Consider the following 20718-nt stretch of genomic DNA (forward strand, 5'->3'; position numbering starts at 1 on the left):
ATCAGCATCCCGTGCTCGGCCTCCGATAATCATCGAAGGCACAATGGACCCAACCCCCGGTCGGTGGGGTCCCTTTTGGACGCCGATCACCCCAGAAGCGGGGTCCTTATTGCAAGCCGTTCAACAGCCTGAGGTCGATGCTGCAATAACTGCGCGGGCGGTGAAGACCGCCCGTGCCCTGCCTCAGGGGGTTTTTGCCCATGTTCACGCTGACCCGCATCACCGCGCCCGCGGCCACGCCGATCACGCTGGAAGAGGCCAAGGCGCAGCTTCGGGTCGATCACGAGGACGAGGACCTGTTGATCCAGCATTATGTCGATGCTGCCACCGCCTGGCTCGACGGGCCGGCGGGGATCCTCGGCCGCTGCCTGGTGACCCAAAACTGGCAGATTGACATTGATGCCGTCACCGGTCCCATCCTGCTGCCGTTTCCCGACAGCGAGATCGACAGCGCCGTGTTCACCGATGCCGCGGGCGGCGATCTCGATTACCGGATCGACCGGCGGGACCAGCGCCTGTTGTTGCATCCCCTCGCGGGCTTTGGCCGTCCTGCGGCGATCACCTTCACCGCGGGCTATGGCGCCCCCGCCGAGATCCCCGCCGCCATCCGCCAGGCCATGCTGCTGCTGATCGGGCATTGGTATGAGAACCGGGCGGCCGTCAGTCTGGGCACCAGCCCATCGGCGCTGCCCATTGCCGTCGATGCGCTGCTGGCGCCGTATCGCAGGATCCGGCTGTGAACATGGACGCGGGGCGCCTGCGGCGCAGGGCCACCTTCCAGGAGGCGGTGATGATCCGCGATCCGGACGGCATGCTGATCCAGGGATGGGAAGATCGCTTCACCCTGTGGTGCCATGTCCGTTACCTGCGCGGCTCCGAGGCTGTCATGCAGGCACGGCTGGTCTCGAAGTCGCCGGTGGTCCTCACCATCCGCGCCAGCGCCGAGACCCGCGCCATCACCTCCGAATGGCGCGCTGTCATCGATGCGGTGATCTTCGACCTGAAGGAAGACCCTCGGCCCAGTGAGGACGGCGCCTATCTCGAGATGCTGGCCGAGGCGTGAGAGGCGTAGGATGCGGGAGGCGCCGATGACACCGCACAGTTCTGATCGGACGGATGCCGAACTGGAAGCATTGTTGGCCCGGGCCGCCGACCGCGACCTCGGGCTCACCCTTCAGACCGGCTATGTCACCAAGGCGCTGTTGGGCCTGTTCGGCTCGGACAGGTTCCGGCTGGCGGTCTCGGCCGATGGCAGCACCTTCTTCGACGGGCTCAGCGTCGACAACGCCACCGGGATCGTCGACTAGCCCCGGCTCCCGCGGTTCAAGGGCTTCACGAACTACGACAACTATGTCGGCGTCGACACCTGGACGAAAATCGCGATCAACAACACCGACTATAACGATCAGGGCGCGTTTGACGCCGGCAACAACCGCTTCGTCGCGCCGGTCGCCGGCACATACCTCTTCGGTGCCACGCTGCTCTACAAGATCAATTCCAGCACAAACGCGCGGATGCGCGGGCGGCTGGTGCTGAACGGCACGACGGAAATCCGGGGATCGAGGGGCGAGATTTCCGGGGCGCACGCATCCGAGGCAACGGCGCTCTGGCTGCAGACCATGGCGCCGCTTGCCCAAGGCGATACCGTCGAGTTGCAGGGCACCTTTCGCGCGGCCTACGGGTATTTCGCGGCCGACCACACGTCCTTCTGGGGCTGCAAGGTGGGGTGAGGCGCGAGAGAGAAATCCGTGGCCAGTCAGGACAGTGGTGGATAAGCTCTCCCCATGAACAAGGACACCGAAAAGCGCATCGCGGCCAGGCTCGCCAAGATCATGGCGATGCTGTGCGTACGCAACACCCGCCTCGAGACCATCCATGCCGGCAGGCCGCCTGTCACCCGAACCGGCGACTGGAGCGACGTCACCGTGGTCGACGCGGACGGCAATCGCATCCCATGAACCGATGTCTCGCATATCAGCGACGATCAGATGCGCGACCTGATGCGGGATATGGTCAACCGTCTCTATACGTTTCACCTCTGCGCCGATGAGCCGGGGCTGCAGGCCGAGATCGAAAAGTGGATGGCCGTCGCGGGCAAGTGGGACGAGCCGGAAATAGACCAGAGGATGATCGCGAGCCGTGGCACCCGGTCGGGAACCTGAGGGCGGCGATCGTTGCGGACCAACGGATAGAACGGCTTGCGCCAATCATTGTCCGTACTCTACGGTTCTAACCCTTTGTCCGCAAACGGGAGCGTCCGCCATCCACGCCAATGACCTGACCGGTGATCCAGCCTGATTTCTCGGAGAGAAGAAAACTGGTCATTGCAGCGACATCATCCGGTTGCCCGATTCTCTGCATCGGATGCATTTGCGCAATCGAAGCAGCCATTTGCGGATTAGCGGTGAGCGCGGATGCCAGGGGCGTTTCTATAAGCGAAGGCGCGACCGCGTTGACCCGGATTCTGGGCGCAAGCTCGGCGGCCAGCGCCCGTGTCAGCCCCTCGACCGCACCCTTTGCCATCGAGATCGAGGCATGGGCGGAAAACCCCTGCGTCACTGCGACCGACGAAAACAGCACGACCGACGCACCATTTTCAGCCTTTTTCAGTGCCGGAAGCGCAGCCTGAATGGCCAAGGCCGCGCCTTCGGCATTCAACCTGAAATCCCGAACGAAATCTTCATGCGAGAGCCGCAGTAGCGGACGGAGATTGATGCTCCCAACTGCATATACAAGGCCGTCAAGACGATCGCCTGCCGCCGCTGACACGCGAGGAAAGCTTTCTACGTCTTCAACATCAGCCACTGTGAAGTCCGCCCCAAGCTCTTGGGCCAGGCTGGACAGGCGCGCGGCATCTCTGCCGGACAGATGCAGATCATAACCCTCACGGGCAAGTACACGGGCGAGTGTCGAGCCGATGCCCCCCGAAGCGCCGTAAATCAGAACCTTTGCCATCTGTCTTCCTCCGGACCGGTAGCCCACTCAAAGCCAGCATTCAGAATACGTCTGGTGACCGCAGGCGGTTCACCAGACTGTGAAGATAAATACTCATCCGGACGATCAAGCCATCCGTAACAGCTTATGAAAGGTCAGGCTCTGCCGCTTTTCAGCAATCCACAACGAAAGGGTCCCAGAAATGCTTCGCACAATTTTTCTAGGCACCGCCGCATCCATGGTTCTCGGCTTTTCTGCCTTTGCCCAAGACAAGCAAGCCGACATCGTCGATACAGCGATTGCTGCCGGTGATTTTTCCACCCTTGTCGCTGCGGTGACAGCGGCTGACCTGGTCGATACCCTGAAGGGAGAGGGTCCGTTCACGGTTTTCGCGCCCACCAACGCGGCCTTCGCTGCACTGCCGGCCGGCACCGTGGACCAACTTCTGAAGCCTGAAAACAAGGATCAGCTTGTCTCTGTGCTGACGTATCACGTTGTGCGGGGCAAAGTGATGTCATCGGATCTGACCGAGGGCATGAAGGCAAAAACCGTTCAGGGTGGCGAGGTCACCTTCACGCTCGATGGCGGCGCCAAGATCGACGGAGCAAGCATCGTCACGCCTGACATTGAGGCGTCGAATGGGGTGATCCACGTCATCGACAAGGTGATCATGCCGCCAGCGAACTGATTTGACAGGCAGATCAGACAGCATGATATAAAGAAGCGAGCCCCCGGATCTCCGCGTCCGGGGGCACTATAACCTGCAAGATCAGGTCGCTTTCTGCCATTGACGCGCCTGGCCGACGATCAGCAGGATAATCCCCACCCCGCAGATCGCCACGACAAGCCAGTCATTCGCAGAAACATTGGCTGCGATCACGCCGATCAGGGCCCAGATGACCCCGGCGCGATAGCCCCAGGCAGCGGGCCGCAAGGCGGCAACTGCAAGCGCGGTCACCAGAACCGCAACCAGCAAAAGGGTGGCGGCAGAACCTGCCGAAAGCAGGCCGTAGCCGGTCAGCACGACCGATAAGGCAACGCCGCTCGCCGCAGTCAGCCAGCCCGCATAAAGACCAAGCGGCAGAAGTTGCGGCCATTCACGCCCCGCGCGCAGCATCGCGATGATCGCGCCGGCAGCCATTGGCAGGATCATTACCGTCGCCAGAACCGGCGCGCGCGTTGCTGCCTCGATCCAGAAAACCCCGATCAGCAGGCTGATCCCCAGGGGCTGCGCAACCCGACCCCATTCGGGCGTCCTTCCGGGTTGCAGCAAGGCCCGTCCCGAGGCAAGGATCAGCCCGATATAGATCAGCCCCCAGATCGAGAATGCCCAGCCCGCAGGCTGCGCCGGCCATCTGCTGACCTGAACGGGAAAGCTCTCGCGGTAGAAACCGCCAAAACCGCTGCTGAAGAAGGGCGAGACGGCAAAGGCGACCGCAAGAATGAATACGACAATGCGCATGATTCTGTCTGACATCTCATGCCTCGTGCTGTTGGGTGCGAAAGTCTGCGTAGGCCTGCAACGCAAGTTCCCGCCCCGATTTAACCGTAACCGCACCGCCCGCGTTCCAGACCTGTGACAGCTTCCACGGGGATGGTGCGCTTTCCAGATAGGCTTGCGCCTCGGCCGAGGGCGTGCCCATCCAGCCGGCAAGCCAGCGGCGGCGATAGCGCCCTTCGGGATCGTGCTGCTCGGCCTGCTTTTCGGGGTTGAAGATGCGGAAATAGGGGGCGGCGTCAGGGCCGCAGCCCGCGACCCATTGCCAGTTCATCGCGTTCGAGGCGGGATCCCAGTCGGTCAGACTGTCAGCGAAATGCGAAAGCCCCAACCGCCAATCCGTCAGCAGATGCTTGGTCAGCCAGCTTGCAACCACCATCCGCACCCGGTTGTGCATCCGGCCCGTCACCCGCATCTCGCGCAGCCCCGCATCGACAAGTGCCATGCCGGTTTCGCCCCGGCACCATTTGCGGCTGTCGTCATTCGCCTCGCGCCAGGGGAAATCGGCCCATCCCTCGCGCCAGGCCGTCGTGGCCATGTGCGGGAACTCCAGCAGCAGATGCCAGGCAAATTCGCGCCAGATGACCTCGGACAGGAATTTTTCGATGTCGGCCGCGCGTGCCGGTTCCGCTTCGGCCCGCATCCTGGCAATGGTCCAGATCGTGCGCGGGCTGATTTCGCCAACGGCAAGATGTTCGGAAAGGCCCGAGGTGGCATCAATATCCGGCCGGTCGCGGTTGTCTGCATAACCGGAAATCCCGTCCAGAAATGCATCCAGCCGGTCATGGGCCGCCGCCTCGCCCGCAGTTAGGGCGAAGCGTTCAAGAACGCTGCGGCCGCGATGCAGGTCCGGGGCCAGATCCAGTCCCGCCGGATCAGCACCCTCTGTCACCCGATAGGGGCGGATCTGGCCGGGGGCCTCGCGCGCGGGCCGATCAGGCCCGACGAAACGCAATGCCCGCGCGAAGGGTGTGAAGACGCGATAGCATCCGCCCTCTTGCGTGCGCACCAGCTGCGGATGCACAAGCAGATGGCCCGGATGGAGAACCAGTTCGTTTCCGTGCCTTTGCAGCGCCGCGCGAACCCGGTCTTGCAACGAACGCATGTCGGGCGCGGGCCAATCGGACTGATGCACCTGCCGCGCGCCGGTCCGGTCCGCCAGTTCACCCAACAGCAGATCGGGCTCGCCACGCAGGATGATCACGCCGGCGCCGCCTGTCCGGCGGCGAAGCTCGGCATCGAATGAGTAAAGCGCCCGCTCAAGCCGCCAGCGGCTGGCAGCCCCCTGCGCCATCAGCAGCCGGTCGATGAAGAAAACCGGCAAAAGTGGTCCCTGTTTGATCGCGGCCAGCAGGGCGGGATTGTCTTTGAACCGGAAATCGCGGGTCAGCCACAGGATTCCGGGCACCGTCATTCATGCGACCCCGACATGTGGCGCAACTCGACCTGCACCACGTCCGAGCGACCGGTGGCGAAAGCGGCAGCGCAGCCTTCGAGGTAGAACTGCCAGCCGCGCAGAAGGCGATCGTCATGTCCCATGCGCATGATCCGCCCCCTTTCGCCCATCATTCGTTCCAGCCAGATCCGGCAGGTTCTGGCGTAATCCTGCCCGAAGGAAAAGCCGCCTTGCAGTTCCAGCCCGGCCCGTGCGGCTTCGTGCGCCATTGCCGCGTGACAGGGCAACATGCCGCCGGGGAAAATATGCTGGCGGATGAAATCCGAACGCCGACGATAGACCGAGAACTCGGCGTCCGGCACGGTAATCGCCTGCAGAACCGCCCTGCCGCCTTCGGCAAGCCGCGCCTTGATAGTGGCAAAATAGACCGGCCAGAACCGTTCGCCGACGGCTTCGATCATCTCGATCGACACGATATTGTCGAAACGGCCGCGCGACAGGCGGTAATCCTGCAGCCGGATCTCGGCCCGCCCGTCAAGGCGGGCATCGGCATAGCCCTTTTGCGCGGGGGACAGGGTCAGGCCCGTGACCCTGTGCCCTTGATCGGCAGCCGCTTCGGCAAAGCCGCCCCAGCCGCAGCCGATTTCCAGGATGGTTTCACCCGGCCCCAGACGCGACAATATGCGTGCGTTCTTGCGCGCCTGCGCGCGCTCCAGATCGTCGCCTTCAGCGAAAAGGGCCGAGGAATAGGTCATCCCCGCATCAAGCCAAAGGTGGTAGAACTCATTGCCCAGATCATAGTGCGCCCGGACGTTGTGCGCTGAGCCACGCAAGGAATTGACGCGTATTAGCTGGTCGAGCACGCGCATCCGCAGCCCCGCAAGTCGTCCCGGCGCGGCCCAGAACGACAGCCGGTCGAGGTTGCGCAAGGCCAGTGTCAGTAACGCCTCGAGCGTGTTGCTATGCCAGTCGCCGTCGATCCAGGCCTCGCCAAGACCGACATCGCCGCGCGCCGCCAACCGGCGCAGAACACGCCAATCCCGAATCTCAAGCTCGCACTCGGGGCCATCCGACCCGAAATGCAGGACTTCGCCTTCGGGTGTCGAAAGCCGCAGGCGACCATGTTCGAGGGTTTCGAGCGTCAAGAAGAAACGTTTTTGAAGGGCGCGCATTGGCAGGCTCATCGGCTGATCTCGTCTTCGGGCGGTGCGGGCAGCTTATGATAGGCCGCACCCTTCATCTTCAGGCGCAGTGCGTGCCAGTAGATCAGCGCCAGCACCCGCAGCGATCCACCGGGGCGGCGCAAGGCGGCCCGCATCAAATGCCGACTCGTCAAAGGCTGGAACAGGCCGGTCATGAAGGTTTCAAGCCCATTGGTGCCGTCGATCTGGCGAATGCGGATCGCGACGCTTTCGGGGCGCAGGTCGAAACTGAAGCGGTATTCGCCTGCCACATCCTGAAACGGCGAGACATGGAATATCTTGCGTGCTGATAACGTCACGTCTGCGGTTATGGGCTGGAAATCAGGCCGCGCGAGCAGATAGCTGTGGCGCTGGCCGAAGGTGTTGTTAACCTCGGCGATCACGGCCAGCAGTTCATCGCCTGCAATCGCCATCCAGAAGCTGACCGGATTGAACCAATGCCCAAGAAAACGCGGCTGGGTCAGCAGCGCCAGCACTTGGTCAGAACGCGGCCCAATTCCTGCCGCGGCGAGTTTCTCGCCGGCCCAGAGCGCGCCGGTTCCCGCGCCGCGCGGTCCCCCGTGATCGGTGTCGTGCCAGGAAAACAGGTTGAACCGGTTGCGCGACAGAAGCCCGGGAACCCGCATCGCGCGCGGGGCGAGAAGCAGATAGTCGGCATCATGGCGGAAGTCGTGGCGGATAGGACCGCGTCTTGCATGGCCGATGCGCGCACGCATGTAGAAGATCTCTCCGGCGGAAAGGCGTGCAGCAAGCGTCATGGCACGGCCCTTTTGGGCACAAGCTGCCGGGCGATGCGCACCGCACTGGCGAAGCCGTCTTCGTGAAAGCCGTTACGCAGCCAGGCGCCGGCGAACCATGTGCCGCGCTGCCCTTGAAGGGCTGCAATCTGTCCCTGTGCCACCAGCGCTGCCTGATCGAACACCGGATGATGAAAGGTGACTTCATCGTAGACCGCCTCATCGGGGATAACGACCCGCGGGTTAAGGGTCACGAACAGGGGATCGTCCTCGGGAATGTTCTGAAGGCGGTTCATCCAGTAACTGACCCCGATCCCGCCACCTGTCGTCTCGTCTGGTCCACCGCGATAGACCCACGAACTCCAGCATCGGCGGCGGCGCGGCATCACTTGCGGATCCCGATGCAGCAGGGCGCGGTTCGCTTGAAAGCGCACAGCGGCTAGGGCCGCCCGCTCTTGCCCGGACGGATCGGCAAGCATGGCCAGGGTCTGATCGGCATGGGTGGCGAAAATCACCTGATCAAAGCGTTCCGGCTCGCAACCCGGCGCGTGCAGCAGGACACCGATGCCGTCACGCTTCACGAACTGCACCGCCGTTCCGGGGCGGATCGCGACGCCGTGCCTCAGCAGGCTGGCCGTCAACCGACTGGCATAGGCGGCGCTGCCGCCTGATATGGTCCACCACTGATGCGCGCCGCCCTTGGACATCAGGGCGTGGTTGCGCAGAAACCCGATCAGCGCATGGGCGGGAAAACTGCCGATCACATCTGACGGGGTGGACCAGATCGCACCGCAGATCGGAAACAGGTAATGCTCCCGGAACCGTCGCCCAAGGCGCATCCGGTCCAGAAGGTCGGTGATGGTCAGGCCGGGCGCAGATTCCATCTCGGCCTCGGCTCTGGCGTTGAAACGCACAATGTCACGGACCATGCCGTAAAAGCCGGGGATGACCAGGTTGCGGCGCTGCGCGAACAGCGCATCTGCTGATCGGAGCGCATATTCCAGCCGGCCGCCATTCAGCGAAACGCCAAAGCTCATATCGCTTTTCTCGACCGGCACATCCAGATCGCGCAGCATCGCGGTAAAATGGGGATAGTTCGAATAGTTGAAGACGATGAAGCCGGTATCTACCGCCCGATCGCCATGCCGTCCGGCGTGGACAGTGCGGGCATGGCCGCCCAGCCGCGGCTCGGCCTCATAAAGCGTGATCTGATGATGGCGCGACAGCAGCCGCGCCGCCGCCAGGCCGGAAATCCCGCCGCCGATAATGGCAATGCGCTGCGGTGCGCCATGGCTCTGGTCGAAAGGCATCCTGCAATCCCGCGTCGTCAACATCTTGAATACGAGGAAACACCGAAGCCGGATCAAACGATCCTGGAAAACGAATGATCCGGACCCGATCCGGTGACGTAATCCAACACATGAGTGCACATTCAACCATGTCCGACGACAGTATTCGCCCGGTCGATGCAGCCTTGCGGGCTGGCGCGCCGCCGGTCAAGCTGGGCGCAGACATGGAGCAGGATGGTGTGACAGACAGCCCGACCGACCCAATGACCGAGGCGCTGCTGGCGGTTCGCGACCGTCGCGACCGCGATGCTTTCGCGCGCCTTTTCGATCATTTCGCACCTCGGTTGAAAGCCATGCTCCTGGGGTCCGGCCTCCGCGATGGCAGCGCCGAGGACATCGTTCAGGACGTCATGCTGGCGGTCTGGCACAAGGCCGGGCAGTTCGACCCGCATCGCGCCCAGGCCGCCAGCTGGATCTATCGCATCGCCCGCAACCGCAAGATCGACCTTGCCCGCCGCAAGCCTCTGCCATTGCCGGAAACGATCGAAGAACCGCCCGATCTTGAACCCGATGCCGAGCAGATCCTCGCGCTGCGGCAAGAGGCGGCCCTGTTGCGTGAAGCGCTCACGAATCTTTCATCCGAACAGCGGACAACCATCCAGAAAGCATTTGTCGAGGATTTGCCATACAGCCAGATCAGTCAGATGACAGGCTTGCCCCTGGGGACGGTAAAATCGCGGATTCGACTGGGGCTGGATCGCCTCAGGCACGAATTGAGGGGCCTGAATCGATGACGCAGATTGCTTATCACATCAGCGATGATCTGCTTGATGCCTACAAACTGGGCAGTCTTCCCCATCCATTTGCCGTCGTCGTCGCCACACATCTTTCGCTTTGCGACACCTGCCGCGCGCGCCTCGAGGCCGAAGACGTTCTGGGTGGTGTGATGCTTGAGAGTCTTGAGGGCGTCGCGCTAAGCGCCGATGCGCGGGCACAGGTCATGGCGGCGCTGGATCGGTCGGCACCCCTGCGGCCTGTCGGTCCGTCGGGTATTTTCCCCGCGCCGCTGATGCAGGCGCTCGACGGCCAGCCGCCGCGTTGGCGGATGCTGGGCGGCGGCATACGCCAGCAGGTGATCTCCGCCGACAAGGAAGGCTCGCTCAGGCTGCTCTATATCCCTCCGGGCAAGGCCGTGCCGGAGCATGGGCATGGCGGGCTTGAACTGACGCTGGTGCTGCAAGGAAGCTTCTCCGACAGCGCCGGCAGGTTCAAGCGCGGCGATGTGGAAACCGCCGATGCCGCGACCGACCACCAACCTGTGGCCGATCCCGGTCAGCCCTGCATCTGTCTGGCGGCGACCGATGCGACATTACGTTTCCGATCCTTCCTGCCGCGCCTGTTACAGCCGCTGTTCCGGATTTGAGCGATGAAGTCCTTTGCGGGCAAACGCATCTGGATCATCGGCGCAAGCGCCGGCATCGGACATGCCCTTGCCCGCGCGCTCAGCAATGAAGGCGCGAAGCTGGTGCTTTCGGCACGCAACCTGGCCGATCTCGATGAACTGGCCGGGGTCTGTCCCGGCGCAGAGGTGCTTCCCGTCGATGTTGCAGCGCCGGAAAGCCTTGAACAGGCAATCACACAGCTTTCCGCTGCGGGAAAGCTTGATGCCGTGATCTGCACCGCCGCCCTTTACGATCCGGCACGGATTGCCGATCTGGATCGCGCACGGACGCAGAAACTGGTCCAGGTGAATCTGCTGGGCATGTTCGAGGTGGCGCGACTGTGCCCGCCGTTGCTGCGCGACGGCGGGCAACTGGTTCTGTTCGGATCAGTTGCCGGGTATTTCGGTCTGCCGGGCGGCCAGGCATATTCGGCGACCAAGGCTGCGGTGAACAACCTTGCCGAAAGCCTGCGGCTGGAGCTTGCTCCGCGTCTCGACGTGCGGCTGGTTTGTCCCGGTTTCGTCCGCACCCGGTTGACCGCGAAAAACACCTTCAAGATGCCCGCGCTCATCGAACCCGAGGACGCTGCGCGTCAGGTGATGCGCGGCCTGCGCGGCCGTGCCTTCGAGATTCATTTCCCCAAACGCTTCACCCTTGCCGTCAAACTGTTGCGGCTGCTGCCCTATTCGCTCTCACTGCGATGGGCCTCGCGCTTGAACTGACGCGATCAGGCAAGTTTGCCGCTGAGGACGGCAACGCCTGCCCATGCCGAAAACCCGGTCAGAAGAGTTCCCCACAGCATGTCCGCCGCAACCTGCTCGATGGACCATCCCGCCAGCGTGGCATAGTTCGTCATTTCATAGGTGCCGTAGCAGAGAGCCCCGAGGATCATGCCGCCAATCAGTGCCTGCAAAGGCTGGCCCTCCTTGAGAGCGGGAAGCGAAATCAGCCACAAAAGGCCGGCAACATAGAACAGATAGAAGGCCGCCGCAGCCCCAAGCCGCAACTCGGCCGCCAGAAGCTGCGGGACGTGCTTGTCGAAAAGTGGCCGGATGAGAAATTTGATCCCCATGAAATCGAGACCAAGGAAGATGATGGCTGTGATGACATAGAGACCCAATACCTGAAACATCCCCGGCTCCTCAGCTCTGCCTGACTACATTACGCGCTTCCAACGCACGCGGATCAATCCTCTGGGTGGACCACCAAAGCGATCGTGCCGCATAACGCCACCTGCGCATGTCGCGAGGTGCCAAACTCGTGGCCTCGAAAGATAAGCAGTGTCGGGCGCGCCTTCAAAAAAATTCATTTAAATCAGTTTGTTGATAGGTAGAGAAGGTTCGACGTCAGACCCATCCCCTCCGCCACTTCGTCAAATGGCATCAACAAAAACAGCTGCTTATCTGAGCCAAGTGGCTCAGATTGCGATGCCGAATATGCCGCAAAGTCGGCTCTGTCTGAGCGTTTGAATCGGCGCAGCGCGCCTCGGTGCCGTGAATTGAACCGGTAAAGCCGTGGGGGTGCGCACATGAATGCTCGCCGTCCTCACCAGATCCGAGATTGTGAGCATGCGCGCCACCCTGAGCATCAGTGAGCCGGAGGCTGAATATGAGGCCAAGCGCGCCGCGCTGGCCAAAGCCACCGTTTCCCAGCGGCAGCGTTATGGATGCCGCAATTCTGCCGTATCTCTCGCGCCACCAAGGCAACCAAACACTCCTTCACGCCGCCTCGCGGATCGGCCATTCTTTCAGCGCCGCTGTCTGTTCCTCCGACAGGTCCTCCTCGCGGATCACCGAAGTATGGATCGAGAACACCACCGCCCCGGTCTCGGGCAGACGGAACAGGCATTGCCGCTCGACCCGGATAAAGGGCAGCGCGCCCTGCGGAACGCGCCCGGCCTCTTCGGTGCGGGGATTGTGCAGCGGCGCATTCGAGTGATGCGCCGTGCCACGCATAAGACCCATACCCGGGCGCACCCCGTCCAGCAGACGCTGGACGCGCGTGCCGACATCCTCGGTGTATTTCGCCACCGGCTTGTGGATGCGCATCATCGGGCGCATGAACTTCTGCGCCAGCGTCCAGCCGGCCGGAAAGCACAGGATGGCGCCGCCCAGAATATGCTCGCCCTCGCCGCCGGTCTCCGCCGAGCCGGGAATCATCAGGCACAGATCCTCGGCCACCAGCCGGCCCAGCGTCAGCAGCGGCTGATCGCGGTTCGGCACCACCTCGCCTCCGTCCGGCCGACGGATCTTGTTGCCGACCTCGTAGCCGCGCGCGGGCAGCAACCGCAAAACCCAATCGTAAAGCTCTTGCGCGGCCGGTGTACAACCGGTGTACAGGCGGTGCACGGTCTCGGGACGCTCGGTGAGCAGCTTTTCCCGCAATTCCAACTGCTTGGAGAAGGCGTCGTCCTGAACCAGCCAATCCGCCTCGGTGACAGGGATGGTGCCCGGCAGACGGCGGGTGCGCGGATCGACCCAAGGCGCGAAAACGAGATGCTTCTGAAGAATGTCGCTCATTGCCGCATCATGCGCGCGGATGGGCTGCGGGCAAGCGCGAAGTGCCGCGCAATTTGATCTGGAATTGACAGGTCATGCCGTACGCCCGTCTATGGCGCTTTCCCGTGCAAGCCGATATAATCTCACGATGTTGTCGCTTTGCCGGCCCGGTTCAGACCCCGATTGCGCGCCCTGCGCCTGCCCACACCCGTGTCTGGACGCTGATGCGATGCAGGCAGACAACCACTACAGTCCGGCGTGGTATGGAGCGTCAGCATGACCACTGTGAATGATCTGGAATCGCGCATCAGGGCACTGGAAGCCGAGCTGGTAAGCCACCGGCGCGCCGCCATGATGATCTTTCTTGAATTCGCGGCCCGCAGACCGCAAGAGCGTCCGCATATGATCGCCCTGTTGCGCGACCTGATCGGCCAGATGGGCCCCGAGGCCGCCGCCGTCAGCCGCTTGCTGATCGAAGAGCTATCCAGCCCGCCTCCAGCAAACTAGCTATGCACTCACAATGCCTTAGCGCCAGAAGCTGAGATATTCGATCAGGCTTGCCATTCTTTTGCCCAGCACGACCGGCAGGTCCCAGTGCAGGAAAAAGGCATCGGCCAGAAATAGCGCCAGGATCGCCAGGCACAGAAACACAGCAATACGGTTGGTCATCGCAGCTTCCCCAATGGTCTCTGTTTGCTAGGCGAGAGCCGGGCTTTGGACAAGGCGTTGCAGGTGGTGAACGGCGCACAACCGGACTGCGCGGTGGTTCTGTGATGTGCCGGGTGCAGTTGCGGGCCAGCCGCCAAGCGGCTAGAACCCGTGCAAACCTCAGGAGGTTCCGATGATCCCGCGCTATTCCCGCCCCGAAATGGTCGCCATCTGGTCGCCCGAGACCAAGTTCAAGATCTGGTATGAGATCGAGGCCCATGCCTGCGATGCGCAGGCCGATCTGGGCGTGATCCCGCGCGCCAATGCCGAGGCCGTCTGGCGCACCAAGGACGTCGAATTCGACGTCGCCCGCATTGATGAGATCGAGGCCGTGACGAAACATGACGTCATCGCCTTTCTGACGCATCTCGCCGAACATATCGGCAGCGACGAGGCCCGCTTCGTCCATCAGGGCATGACCTCGTCGGACGTGCTGGACACCACGCTGAACGTGCAACTGGTGCGCGCCGCCGACATCCTGCTGGCCGATATGGACAAGGTCTTGGCCGCGCTGAAAAAACGCGCCTATGAGCACAAGGACACCGTCCGCATCGGCCGCAGCCACGGCATTCACGCCGAGCCGACCACCATGGGCCTGACCTTCGCCCGCTTCTATGCCGAGATGGACCGTAACAAGACCCGCCTTGCAGCTGCGCGCGAGGAAGTCGCGACCGGCGCGATTTCCGGCGCCGTCGGCACCTTTGCCAATATCGACCCGGCGGTCGAGAAACATGTCTGCGCCCAGCTCGGCCTGCGCCCCGAGCCGATCAGCACGCAGGTGATCCCGCGCGACCGCCACGCCATGTTCTTTGCCACGCTGGGCGTCATCGCCAGCTCGGTCGAGAATGTCGCCATCGAGATCCGCCACATGCAGCGCACCGAAGTGCTTGAAGCCGAAGAGTTCTTCAGCCCCGGCCAGAAGGGCTCGTCGGCCATGCCTCACAAGCGCAATCCGGTGCTGACCGAGAACCTTACCGGGCTTGCCCGGCTGGTGCGCATGGCCGTGGTCCCGGCGATGGAGAACGTGGCGCTGTGGCATGAACGCGATATCAGCCATTCCTCGGTCGAGCGTGGCATCGCCCCGGACGCCACCATCACGCTGGATTTTGCGCTGAACCGCTTGGCCGGGGTGATTGAAAAGCTGGTGGTCTACCCCGAGAACATGTTGAAGAACATGAACAAATTCAAAGGTCTGGTCATGTCGCAGCGGGTCCTGCTGGCGCTGACGCAGGCCGGCGTATCGCGCGAAGACGCCTATCGCCTAGTGCAACGCAATGCGATGAAGGTCTGGGAAAAGGGCGCCGATTTCAAGACCGAGCTTCTGGCCGATGCCGAGGTGACCGCGGCCCTGTCGCCCGCCGAGATCGAGGAGAAATTCGATCTGGGCTATCACACCAAGCATGTCGACACGATCTTTGCCCGGGTTTTTGGTTCAAATCCCCAGCATTAACCGCATGTTCGCCAAATGATGCCAGACTGTCCCCGAAGAAGCGGAATCGGGGGCGGTCTTATGGCCATGGCGGCGATCGACAAGACAGGGCTGACAGCCAAGCAGAAGGCGGCGGTGATCGTGCGTCTGGTGCTGGGCGAGGGTGAGGATATGGAGCTTGCCCGCCTGCCCCCCGGCCTGCAGGCCGAGTTGGCGCAGGAAATGGCCATGATGGGCCTGATCGACCGCGATACCCGCAATGCGGTCATCGGCGAATTCTGCGACATGCTCGAGGCGGTGGGGGTCAGCTTTCCCGGCGATATCGACGGCACGCTGGACCTGCTGGACGGGCATCTGTCGCCCGACACCACCGACCGGCTGCGGCGGATGGCGGCGCTGAACGGCAGCGGCGATCCTTGGGACCGGATCGCGGCGCTATCGACGCCGCTGCTGGCCGAACTGGCGCGGACCGAGGCGGTCGAGATTGCCGCCGTGATGTTTTCCAAACTGCCGGTGCCGCGCGCGGCCGAAGTCTTTGGCCTGCTGCCCTCCGATCTGGCGCGACAGATTGCCTATGCCATGTCGCTGACCGGCATGGTCGAGGCCCCGGCCCTGCGCCGCATCGGTCAGGCGCTGATTCAGGCCGCCGATGCCATCCCGCGCTCGGCGCTGGAGGGCAAGGCGGTGGACAAGGTCGGGGCGATCCTGAACTTTTCGCCCTCGGCCACGCGCGACAGCGTGCTGGCGGGTCTGGACGACGACGATGCCGGCTTTGCCGGCGAGGTGCGCAAGACCATCTTTACATGGGCCAATATCCCGAGCCGGATCGATCCGCGCGACATCGCCCGCATCACCCGCGAGGTCGAGGGCACGGTGCTGATCAAAGCCCTTGCCGGCGCCAAGGGTGCCAACGAGCCGACGGTCGAATTCCTGTTGAGCGGCCTCTCCTCGCGTCTGGCCGAGACGATGCGCGAAGAGATGGAGGCGCTTGGCCGGGTCTCGGCGCGCGATGCCGAAGAGGCGATGGATCAGGTCGTGGCCGCGATCCGGCGCATGGAGGCGGCGGGCGACCTGTTCATGATTGCGCTGGATCCGGAGGAGGCGGACGAGGGCTAAGGGACGGTAGCGCGGGGGTATCGTGCGGCGGGCTTGTTAAGACCGGCAGGCAGCGGGCGACCTGTCAACGATCGCACTTGATCAGGAGGAAGCCAGCGAGGGCTGGGCCGCATCCTTGGCCGCGGCACGGGACAGAGGCAGCGTAGAGGGCAACCGCGGGTGGCTTGTTAAGGATCGTGCTTGATCTGAAATGAGACCGACGAGGACCTGGGCGGATTGTCAGGTGAGGCACGGTGCGGGGAGCGACGACGGGCGGCTTGTTAAGGGTTACGGGCTGCCGGAGGGACGACCAACGAAGCCCAAATATAGCGTGTTACGCGGCAGCCGAGGGCAACTTTTGTGAATGATCGCGCTTAGTCCGGGGAAAAAGGCTGACGACGCAATCATGAGGCATAGCGCCTCCGGCTGGCAGGGGAACGCATATCTCGCGGGATCGCGGTTCTTGCTGGTTCGTTAACCTCTGCCGCTGCCGCTGCCTCTCACCCAGAGCCGTGAGCCGTGAGCCGTGAGCGCTTGCATGTCTCACGCCAACCACCAGCCATAAAAAAAGCCGCCCCTTGGGGCGGCTTTCCTGTCTCTGTCCCGCTGCCGTAATCAGCAGCTGTAATACATCGCGTATTCGATGGGATGGGGGGTATGCTCGTAGGCATAGACCTCTTCCCATTTCAGCTTGATGTAGCCTTCCAGCTGGTCGCGGGTGAAGACGTCGCCCGCCAGCAGGAAGTCCATGTCTTTTTCCAGCTCTTCCAGCGCCTCGCGCAGCGAGCCGCAGACGGTCGGGATTTCGGCCAGCTCTTCGGGCGGCAGATCGTAAAGGTCCTTGTCCGAAGCCGGACCCGGATCGATCTTGTTCTTGATCCCGTCCAGACCCGCCATCAGCAGGGCGGCGAAGGCCAGATAGGGGTTCGCGGCCGGATCGGGGAAGCGGGCCTCGACGCGTTTGGCTTTCGGCGATTCGGTCCACGGAATCCGCACGCAGCCCGAGCGGTTGCGGGCCGAGTAGGCGCGCAGAACGGGGGCCTCGAAGCCGGGGATCAGGCGCTTGTAGCTGTTGGTCGCCGGGTTGGTCAGCGCGTTCAGCGCCTTCGCGTGCTTCAGGATGCCGCCGATGAAATACAGCGCCTCTTGCGAGAGGTCGGCGTATTTGTCGCCGGCGAAGAGCGGCTTGCCGTCTTTCCAGATCGACATGTTCACGTGCATGCCGGAACCATTGTCGCCCTTCATCGGCTTCGGCATGAAGGTCGCCGATTTTCCATAGGCGGCAGCCACGTTGTGGATGACGTATTTGTATTTCTGAATATTGTCGGCCTGTTGCACCAGCCCGCCAAAGATCATCCCCAGCTCGTGCTGGGCCGAGGCGACCTCGTGGTGGTGCTTGTCGACCTTGATGCCCATGCGCTTCATGGTGGACAGCATCTCGCCGCGGATGTCCTGAGCGGCATCGACCGGGTTCACCGGGAAATAGCCGCCCTTGTGGGGCGCGCGGTGACCGAGGTTGCCGTCTTCATAGGCGGTGTCGGTGTTCCATGCGGCGTCGACCGAGTCGATCTCGAACGAGACCTTCTGGGGCGAGATCTGGTATTTCACGTCGTCGAACAGGAAGAACTCGGCTTCCGGGCCGAAATAGGCCGTATCGCCGATACCCGAGGATTTCAGATAGGCCTCGGCCTTGACGGCGGTGCCGCGCGGGTCGCGGGCATAGGCTTCGCCGGTGTCGGGCTCGACCACGTTGCAATGCACGCACAGCGTCTTTTCGGCATAGAAGGGGTCGATGTAGACCGAGGACGGATCCGGCATCAGCTTCATGTCGGACTGGTCGATTGACTTCCAGCCGGCGATCGACGAGCCGTCGAACATGAAGCCTTCTTCGAAGAAATCTTCGTCCACCAGGTCGGCGACCAGCGTGACGTGCTGCAGCTTGCCCTTGGGATCGGTGAAGCGGATGTCGACGTATTCGACGTCTTCCGCCTTCATCAGATCCAGAACATCCTTGACTTTCATTGGGGTCCTTCCTCCATTCAGTCACCCCGGCCGCCGCGGCCGGGTCAATTCAACATCGGGTTCCGGCGGGGCCGGACAGGCAAATCAGACCGCGTCGTCGCCGGTTTCACCGGTGCGGATCCGGATCGCCTGCTCGACCGGCAGGATGAAGATCTTGCCGTCGCCGATCTTTTCGGTGCGGGCGGCAGAGATGATCGCATCGACGGCAACTTCCACCAGATCATCGGGAAGCACCATCTCGATCTTCACCTTGGGCAGGAAGTCGACGACATATTCGGCGCCGCGATACAGTTCCGTATGACCCTTCTGACGGCCAAAACCCTTGACCTCGGTCACCGAAAGGCCCTGAACGCCCACTTCCTGAAGCGCCTCCTTCACATCATCCAGTTTGAAGGGCTTGATGATGGCTTCGACTTTCTTCATCGCCTGTTCCTTCCTCGCGACTTGCCTGCGACCTGATTGGCCGGTTTGATGGGGCACGTCCATGAGGCATGATGGGGAAAGCAGCATGGAAACGCCGAAACCAGCCGGAGAGCCTAAAATATGAGCATAAAGCCCAAGCGATGTGCAGGAATTTTGGGCGCTGGCCGGGAAATCCTGACGACTCGGCAGATGCGCGCGGTGGAACAGGCTGCCATGGACAGCGGCAGCGTGACCGGGCTGCAACTGATGGAGCGCGCCGGCGCCACCGCCGCCGAGCAGCTGCTGATCCGCTGGCCCGCGCTTGCGACCGGGGCGGGTGCGGTGCTGATTCTCTGCGGGCCTGGCAACAATGGTGGCGACGGCTATGTGGTGGCCCGGCATCTGGCGCGGAAGGGCTGTCAGGTGCGCGTCGCGGCCATGGCGCCGCCCGCCACCCGCGATGCCCGCGCCGCCGCGGCGGAATGGACGGGACCGGTGTCGGATCTGGCGCCGGCCGGGCCCGGACAGCCGATCGCGCTTTGCGTCGATGCGCTTTTCGGCACCGGCCTGTCGCGGGCGCTGGCCCCGGAAATCGCCGGGCTTCTGCGCGCCATCGGCGCCTCGGGCTGTCCGATCGCGGCGCTCGACATGCTTAGCGGGCTTTGCGCCGACAGCGGCCGGGTGCTAGGCGATCAGCCCCTGCCCGAGGCGGCGCTGACCGTGACCTTTCACCGCCCCAAACTGGGCCATGTGCTGGGCGATGGCGGCACGCTGTCGGGCCGGGTCGAGACCTGCGACATCGGGCTGGAGCCATGGCAGACGGCGGCGGGCGACAGCGCGCTGCTGGCAGGGCCGGCGCCGGCGCTGCTGAAACGCGCGGGGCATAAATACAGCCATGGCCATGCGCTGATCCTTGGCGGCGGGCCGGGCAAGGGCGGCGCCGCCCGGCTGGCCGCCCGCGCCGCGCTGCGGGCCGGCGCCGGGCTGGTGACGCTGGCCGTGCCCGCCGAGGCGATGCCCGAAAATGCCGCAAGGCTGGATGCCATCATGCTGAGCACCATCGACGAGGCGGCAAGCCTTGCGTGGCTGTTGCGCGACAGCCGACTGAACGCGCTGTGCCTTGGTCCGGGCCTGGGCCTTGCACGGGCGCGGGCGCTGGTGCCCGAGGCGCTGCGCGCCGGCCGGCCGCTGGTGCTGGATGCAGATGCGCTCAGCGCCTTTGCCGATGGGCCGGACGTGCTGTTTGCGCAGATGCACCGGGCGGCGATCCTGACCCCGCATGAGGGTGAGTTTGCCCGGCTTTTTCCCGATCTGGGCCGGATGCTGCGCGATGGCCGCGACAAGGGGCCGGCACCGTCGCGGCTGGACGCCGTGCGGATGGCGGCGGCGCGGGCGGGGGCGACGGTGCTGCTGAAAGGGCCGGATACGGTGATCTCGACGGCCGAAGGTCAGGCCCGGATCGCCGCGGCCACCGGCGCGCAGGCGGCGCCGTGGCTGGCCACGGCAGGTTCAGGCGATGTGCTGTCGGGGCTGATCACCGGCTTGCTTGCACGCGGCTTTGCGCCGCTGGATGCGGCGGCGACCGGAGCCTGGCTCCATGCCGAGGCGGCGCGCCGGTTCGGTCCCGGCCTGATCGCCGAGGATCTGGCCGAGACCTTGCCGCAGGTATTCCGCAGCCTTGCGGATTAGCCGCAGGTGACGTGCAGCAGCTTGCCGCGCTTGTCGGTCTCGAAGTTCAGCCGCGCCGCGTTGAAATCCGAGGTGACGGGATCGCCGGTCTTGAAGACGCGGTAGACCGCATCGCCCGGCAGCATCAGCGCCGGGCCGGTCTGGCCGATCAGCGACTGATAACGCGAGGCGCCGCAGCTGTCCCCCGCAGGCAGCTCGACCACGACGACGGGCGAGGGTGGCGTAGGGGCGCAGGCGACCAGCAACAGCGGCGCCAGCAGGATGGCAGGCAGGACAGGTTTCATCGGCTCGCTCCCTGAAAGGTTGGTTCAGGGGAACGCGCACCGGGGTCTTGTGGTTCAGTTGCGGCGGGTTGGCGGTCTTGTGCGCCCTGCCCG

At 63.6% G+C, this 20718-nt stretch carries 26 protein-coding genes; 14 read left to right on the forward strand and 12 right to left on the reverse strand.

Annotated elements, in window-relative coordinates:
• Nucleotides 1-200: 200 nt before the first annotated feature.
• The 6 genes from GL279_RS03985 to GL279_RS19380 all read left to right on the forward strand — a co-directional run bounded on the left by GL279_RS03985 (nucleotide 201) and on the right by GL279_RS19380 (nucleotide 2162).
• Nucleotides 201-740 (forward strand): head-tail connector protein, encoded by a 540-nt coding sequence (locus GL279_RS03985; protein ID WP_155063320.1) that lies wholly within the window; start codon nucleotides 201-203, stop codon nucleotides 738-740.
• 2 nt (nucleotides 741-742) lie between these two features.
• Nucleotides 743-1063 (forward strand): phage head closure protein, encoded by a 321-nt coding sequence (locus GL279_RS03990; protein ID WP_155063517.1) that lies wholly within the window; start codon nucleotides 743-745, stop codon nucleotides 1061-1063.
• Between the two features lie 25 nt (nucleotides 1064-1088).
• Complete coding sequence (locus GL279_RS19365; protein ID WP_246175144.1) at nucleotides 1089-1307, forward strand: hypothetical protein; 219 nt, start codon at nucleotides 1089-1091, stop codon at nucleotides 1305-1307.
• Between the two features lie 75 nt (nucleotides 1308-1382).
• Entirely contained in the window at nucleotides 1383-1730 is a 348-nt protein-coding gene (locus GL279_RS19370; protein ID WP_343039709.1) for a C1q-like domain-containing protein, read from the forward strand.
• A 54-nt stretch (nucleotides 1731-1784) separates the two neighbouring features.
• Nucleotides 1785-1958, forward strand: coding sequence for a hypothetical protein (locus GL279_RS19375; RefSeq protein ID WP_246175145.1), 174 nt, complete (start codon nucleotides 1785-1787; stop codon nucleotides 1956-1958).
• 30 nt (nucleotides 1959-1988) lie between these two features.
• Nucleotides 1989-2162: a hypothetical protein gene (locus tag GL279_RS19380; RefSeq protein WP_246175147.1), complete on the forward strand. Its 174-nt coding sequence runs from the start codon at nucleotides 1989-1991 to the stop codon at nucleotides 2160-2162.
• 67 nt (nucleotides 2163-2229) lie between these two features.
• Here the strand turns inward: GL279_RS19380 and GL279_RS04005 are convergent, their stop codons facing one another.
• Nucleotides 2230-2955: an SDR family NAD(P)-dependent oxidoreductase gene (locus GL279_RS04005; RefSeq protein WP_155063321.1), complete on the reverse strand. Its 726-nt coding sequence runs from the start codon at nucleotides 2953-2955 to the stop codon at nucleotides 2230-2232.
• Between the two features lie 181 nt (nucleotides 2956-3136).
• Between GL279_RS04005 and GL279_RS04010 the strand changes: the two genes are divergently transcribed.
• Nucleotides 3137-3622 carry a fasciclin domain-containing protein gene (locus GL279_RS04010; protein WP_155063322.1) on the forward strand — a complete coding sequence of 162 codons (486 nt, stop codon included), beginning with the start codon at nucleotides 3137-3139 and terminating at the stop codon, nucleotides 3620-3622.
• Nucleotides 3623-3703: 81 nt separating this feature from the next.
• On the opposite strand, the gene GL279_RS04015 is transcribed toward GL279_RS04010, so the two are convergent.
• Genes GL279_RS04015 through GL279_RS04035 form a run of 5 tightly spaced genes read right to left on the reverse strand, consistent with a single transcriptional unit; the run spans nucleotide 3704 to nucleotide 9077 of the window.
• Nucleotides 3704-4411, reverse strand: a complete 708-nt coding sequence (locus tag GL279_RS04015) for a tryptophan-rich sensory protein (RefSeq protein WP_246175148.1) — start codon at nucleotides 4409-4411, stop codon at nucleotides 3704-3706.
• A gap of 1 nt (nucleotide 4412) precedes the next feature.
• Complete coding sequence (locus GL279_RS04020; RefSeq protein WP_155063323.1) at nucleotides 4413-5846, reverse strand: cryptochrome/photolyase family protein; 1434 nt, start codon at nucleotides 5844-5846, stop codon at nucleotides 4413-4415.
• Nucleotides 5843-7012, reverse strand: coding sequence for an SAM-dependent methyltransferase (locus GL279_RS04025; RefSeq protein WP_155063324.1), 1170 nt, complete (start codon nucleotides 7010-7012; stop codon nucleotides 5843-5845). The genes GL279_RS04020 and GL279_RS04025 overlap by 4 nt, the downstream gene beginning before the upstream one ends.
• Complete coding sequence (locus GL279_RS04030; protein WP_155063325.1) at nucleotides 7009-7788, reverse strand: DUF1365 domain-containing protein; 780 nt, start codon at nucleotides 7786-7788, stop codon at nucleotides 7009-7011. Before GL279_RS04030 ends, GL279_RS04025 begins: the two co-directional genes overlap by 4 nt.
• Nucleotides 7785-9077 carry an NAD(P)/FAD-dependent oxidoreductase gene (locus tag GL279_RS04035; protein WP_155063519.1) on the reverse strand — a complete coding sequence of 431 codons (1293 nt, stop codon included), beginning with the start codon at nucleotides 9075-9077 and terminating at the stop codon, nucleotides 7785-7787. The genes GL279_RS04030 and GL279_RS04035 overlap by 4 nt, the downstream gene beginning before the upstream one ends.
• A 128-nt stretch (nucleotides 9078-9205) precedes the next feature.
• Between GL279_RS04035 and GL279_RS04040 the strand changes: the two genes are divergently transcribed.
• The 3 genes from GL279_RS04040 to GL279_RS04050 are packed head-to-tail and all read left to right on the forward strand — an operon-like array spanning nucleotide 9206 to nucleotide 11220.
• On the forward strand, nucleotides 9206-9850 hold the full coding sequence (locus GL279_RS04040) for a sigma-70 family RNA polymerase sigma factor (RefSeq protein ID WP_281348947.1): 645 nt from the start codon (nucleotides 9206-9208) through the stop codon (nucleotides 9848-9850).
• Nucleotides 9847-10479, forward strand: coding sequence for a ChrR family anti-sigma-E factor (locus tag GL279_RS04045; RefSeq protein WP_155063326.1), 633 nt, complete (start codon nucleotides 9847-9849; stop codon nucleotides 10477-10479). The genes GL279_RS04040 and GL279_RS04045 overlap by 4 nt, the downstream gene beginning before the upstream one ends.
• A gap of 3 nt (nucleotides 10480-10482) precedes the next feature.
• Entirely contained in the window at nucleotides 10483-11220 is a 738-nt protein-coding gene (locus tag GL279_RS04050; protein WP_155063327.1) for an SDR family NAD(P)-dependent oxidoreductase, read from the forward strand.
• A 5-nt stretch (nucleotides 11221-11225) separates the two neighbouring features.
• Here the strand turns inward: GL279_RS04050 and GL279_RS04055 are convergent, their stop codons facing one another.
• Together GL279_RS04055 and GL279_RS04060 are read right to left on the reverse strand one after the other, a co-directional pair.
• Nucleotides 11226-11630, reverse strand: a complete 405-nt coding sequence (locus GL279_RS04055; protein WP_155063328.1) for a DUF2177 family protein — start codon at nucleotides 11628-11630, stop codon at nucleotides 11226-11228.
• 586 nt (nucleotides 11631-12216) lie between these two features.
• Nucleotides 12217-13017 (reverse strand): heme-dependent oxidative N-demethylase family protein, encoded by an 801-nt coding sequence (locus GL279_RS04060; protein ID WP_155063329.1) that lies wholly within the window; start codon nucleotides 13015-13017, stop codon nucleotides 12217-12219.
• Between the two features lie 255 nt (nucleotides 13018-13272).
• Between GL279_RS04060 and GL279_RS04065 the strand changes: the two genes are divergently transcribed.
• Nucleotides 13273-13503, forward strand: a complete 231-nt coding sequence (locus tag GL279_RS04065; protein ID WP_155063330.1) for a hypothetical protein — start codon at nucleotides 13273-13275, stop codon at nucleotides 13501-13503.
• A gap of 18 nt (nucleotides 13504-13521) precedes the next feature.
• On the opposite strand, the gene GL279_RS19120 is transcribed toward GL279_RS04065, so the two are convergent.
• Nucleotides 13522-13665 carry a hypothetical protein gene (locus GL279_RS19120; RefSeq protein ID WP_170293918.1) on the reverse strand — a complete coding sequence of 48 codons (144 nt, stop codon included), beginning with the start codon at nucleotides 13663-13665 and terminating at the stop codon, nucleotides 13522-13524.
• 172 nt (nucleotides 13666-13837) lie between these two features.
• Between GL279_RS19120 and purB the strand changes: the two genes are divergently transcribed.
• Nucleotides 13838-15154: an adenylosuccinate lyase gene (purB, locus tag GL279_RS04070; protein ID WP_155063331.1), complete on the forward strand. Its 1317-nt coding sequence runs from the start codon at nucleotides 13838-13840 to the stop codon at nucleotides 15152-15154.
• Nucleotides 15155-15214: 60 nt separating this feature from the next.
• Entirely contained in the window at nucleotides 15215-16249 is a 1035-nt protein-coding gene (locus GL279_RS04075; RefSeq protein WP_155063332.1) for a flagellar motor switch protein FliG, read from the forward strand.
• A 594-nt stretch (nucleotides 16250-16843) separates the two neighbouring features.
• Here the strand turns inward: GL279_RS04075 and glnA are convergent.
• Nucleotides 16844-18250, reverse strand: coding sequence for a type I glutamate--ammonia ligase (gene glnA, locus GL279_RS04080; RefSeq protein WP_155063333.1), 1407 nt, complete (start codon nucleotides 18248-18250; stop codon nucleotides 16844-16846).
• Between the two features lie 84 nt (nucleotides 18251-18334).
• Nucleotides 18335-18673 (reverse strand): P-II family nitrogen regulator, encoded by a 339-nt coding sequence (locus GL279_RS04085; protein ID WP_028717789.1) that lies wholly within the window; start codon nucleotides 18671-18673, stop codon nucleotides 18335-18337.
• Nucleotides 18674-18793: 120 nt separating this feature from the next.
• Here GL279_RS04085 and GL279_RS04090 point away from each other — a divergent pair, with 120 nt between their 5' ends.
• On the forward strand, nucleotides 18794-20341 hold the full coding sequence (locus tag GL279_RS04090; RefSeq protein WP_155063334.1) for an NAD(P)H-hydrate dehydratase: 1548 nt from the start codon (nucleotides 18794-18796) through the stop codon (nucleotides 20339-20341).
• On the opposite strand, the gene GL279_RS04095 is transcribed toward GL279_RS04090, so the two are convergent.
• Nucleotides 20338-20625 (reverse strand): I78 family peptidase inhibitor, encoded by a 288-nt coding sequence (locus GL279_RS04095; RefSeq protein WP_155063335.1) that lies wholly within the window; start codon nucleotides 20623-20625, stop codon nucleotides 20338-20340. The genes GL279_RS04090 and GL279_RS04095 overlap by 4 nt on opposite strands.
• Nucleotides 20626-20718: the final 93 nt, after the last annotated feature.

Source organism: Paracoccus limosus, assembly GCF_009711185.1.
GTDB lineage: Bacteria > Pseudomonadota > Alphaproteobacteria > Rhodobacterales > Rhodobacteraceae > Paracoccus > Paracoccus limosus.

What these genes read in the sequence shown, in the direction of transcription:
- glnA (WP_155063333.1), bottom strand. Translation starts at nt 18,250, where the DNA reads ATGAAAGTCAAGGATGTTCTGGATCTGATGAAGGCGGAAGACGTCGAA.
- GL279_RS19375 (WP_246175145.1), top strand. Translation starts at nt 1,785, where the DNA reads ATGAACAAGGACACCGAAAAGCGCATCGCGGCCAGGCTCGCCAAGATC.
- GL279_RS03990 (WP_155063517.1), top strand. Translation starts at nt 743, where the DNA reads ATGGACGCGGGGCGCCTGCGGCGCAGGGCCACCTTCCAGGAGGCGGTG.
- GL279_RS04075 (WP_155063332.1), top strand. Translation starts at nt 15,215, where the DNA reads ATGGCCATGGCGGCGATCGACAAGACAGGGCTGACAGCCAAGCAGAAG.
- GL279_RS04025 (WP_155063324.1), bottom strand. Translation starts at nt 7,012, where the DNA reads ATGAGCCTGCCAATGCGCGCCCTTCAAAAACGTTTCTTCTTGACGCTC.
- GL279_RS04030 (WP_155063325.1), bottom strand. Translation starts at nt 7,788, where the DNA reads ATGACGCTTGCTGCACGCCTTTCCGCCGGAGAGATCTTCTACATGCGT.
- GL279_RS04020 (WP_155063323.1), bottom strand. Translation starts at nt 5,846, where the DNA reads ATGACGGTGCCCGGAATCCTGTGGCTGACCCGCGATTTCCGGTTCAAA.
- GL279_RS04055 (WP_155063328.1), bottom strand. Translation starts at nt 11,630, where the DNA reads ATGTTTCAGGTATTGGGTCTCTATGTCATCACAGCCATCATCTTCCTT.
- GL279_RS04045 (WP_155063326.1), top strand. Translation starts at nt 9,847, where the DNA reads ATGACGCAGATTGCTTATCACATCAGCGATGATCTGCTTGATGCCTAC.
- GL279_RS04065 (WP_155063330.1), top strand. Translation starts at nt 13,273, where the DNA reads ATGACCACTGTGAATGATCTGGAATCGCGCATCAGGGCACTGGAAGCC.
- GL279_RS19120 (WP_170293918.1), bottom strand. Translation starts at nt 13,665, where the DNA reads ATGACCAACCGTATTGCTGTGTTTCTGTGCCTGGCGATCCTGGCGCTA.
- GL279_RS04095 (WP_155063335.1), bottom strand. Translation starts at nt 20,625, where the DNA reads ATGAAACCTGTCCTGCCTGCCATCCTGCTGGCGCCGCTGTTGCTGGTC.
- GL279_RS04035 (WP_155063519.1), bottom strand. Translation starts at nt 9,077, where the DNA reads ATGCCTTTCGACCAGAGCCATGGCGCACCGCAGCGCATTGCCATTATC.
- GL279_RS04015 (WP_246175148.1), bottom strand. Translation starts at nt 4,411, where the DNA reads ATGTCAGACAGAATCATGCGCATTGTCGTATTCATTCTTGCGGTCGCC.
- GL279_RS04060 (WP_155063329.1), bottom strand. Translation starts at nt 13,017, where the DNA reads ATGAGCGACATTCTTCAGAAGCATCTCGTTTTCGCGCCTTGGGTCGAT.
- purB (WP_155063331.1), top strand. Translation starts at nt 13,838, where the DNA reads ATGATCCCGCGCTATTCCCGCCCCGAAATGGTCGCCATCTGGTCGCCC.
- GL279_RS04010 (WP_155063322.1), top strand. Translation starts at nt 3,137, where the DNA reads ATGCTTCGCACAATTTTTCTAGGCACCGCCGCATCCATGGTTCTCGGC.
- GL279_RS19365 (WP_246175144.1), top strand. Translation starts at nt 1,089, where the DNA reads ATGACACCGCACAGTTCTGATCGGACGGATGCCGAACTGGAAGCATTG.
- GL279_RS04050 (WP_155063327.1), top strand. Translation starts at nt 10,483, where the DNA reads ATGAAGTCCTTTGCGGGCAAACGCATCTGGATCATCGGCGCAAGCGCC.
- GL279_RS04090 (WP_155063334.1), top strand. Translation starts at nt 18,794, where the DNA reads ATGAGCATAAAGCCCAAGCGATGTGCAGGAATTTTGGGCGCTGGCCGG.
- GL279_RS04005 (WP_155063321.1), bottom strand. Translation starts at nt 2,955, where the DNA reads ATGGCAAAGGTTCTGATTTACGGCGCTTCGGGGGGCATCGGCTCGACA.
- GL279_RS03985 (WP_155063320.1), top strand. Translation starts at nt 201, where the DNA reads ATGTTCACGCTGACCCGCATCACCGCGCCCGCGGCCACGCCGATCACG.
- GL279_RS04040 (WP_281348947.1), top strand. Translation starts at nt 9,206, where the DNA reads ATGTCCGACGACAGTATTCGCCCGGTCGATGCAGCCTTGCGGGCTGGC.
- GL279_RS04085 (WP_028717789.1), bottom strand. Translation starts at nt 18,673, where the DNA reads ATGAAGAAAGTCGAAGCCATCATCAAGCCCTTCAAACTGGATGATGTG.
- GL279_RS19380 (WP_246175147.1), top strand. Translation starts at nt 1,989, where the DNA reads ATGCGCGACCTGATGCGGGATATGGTCAACCGTCTCTATACGTTTCAC.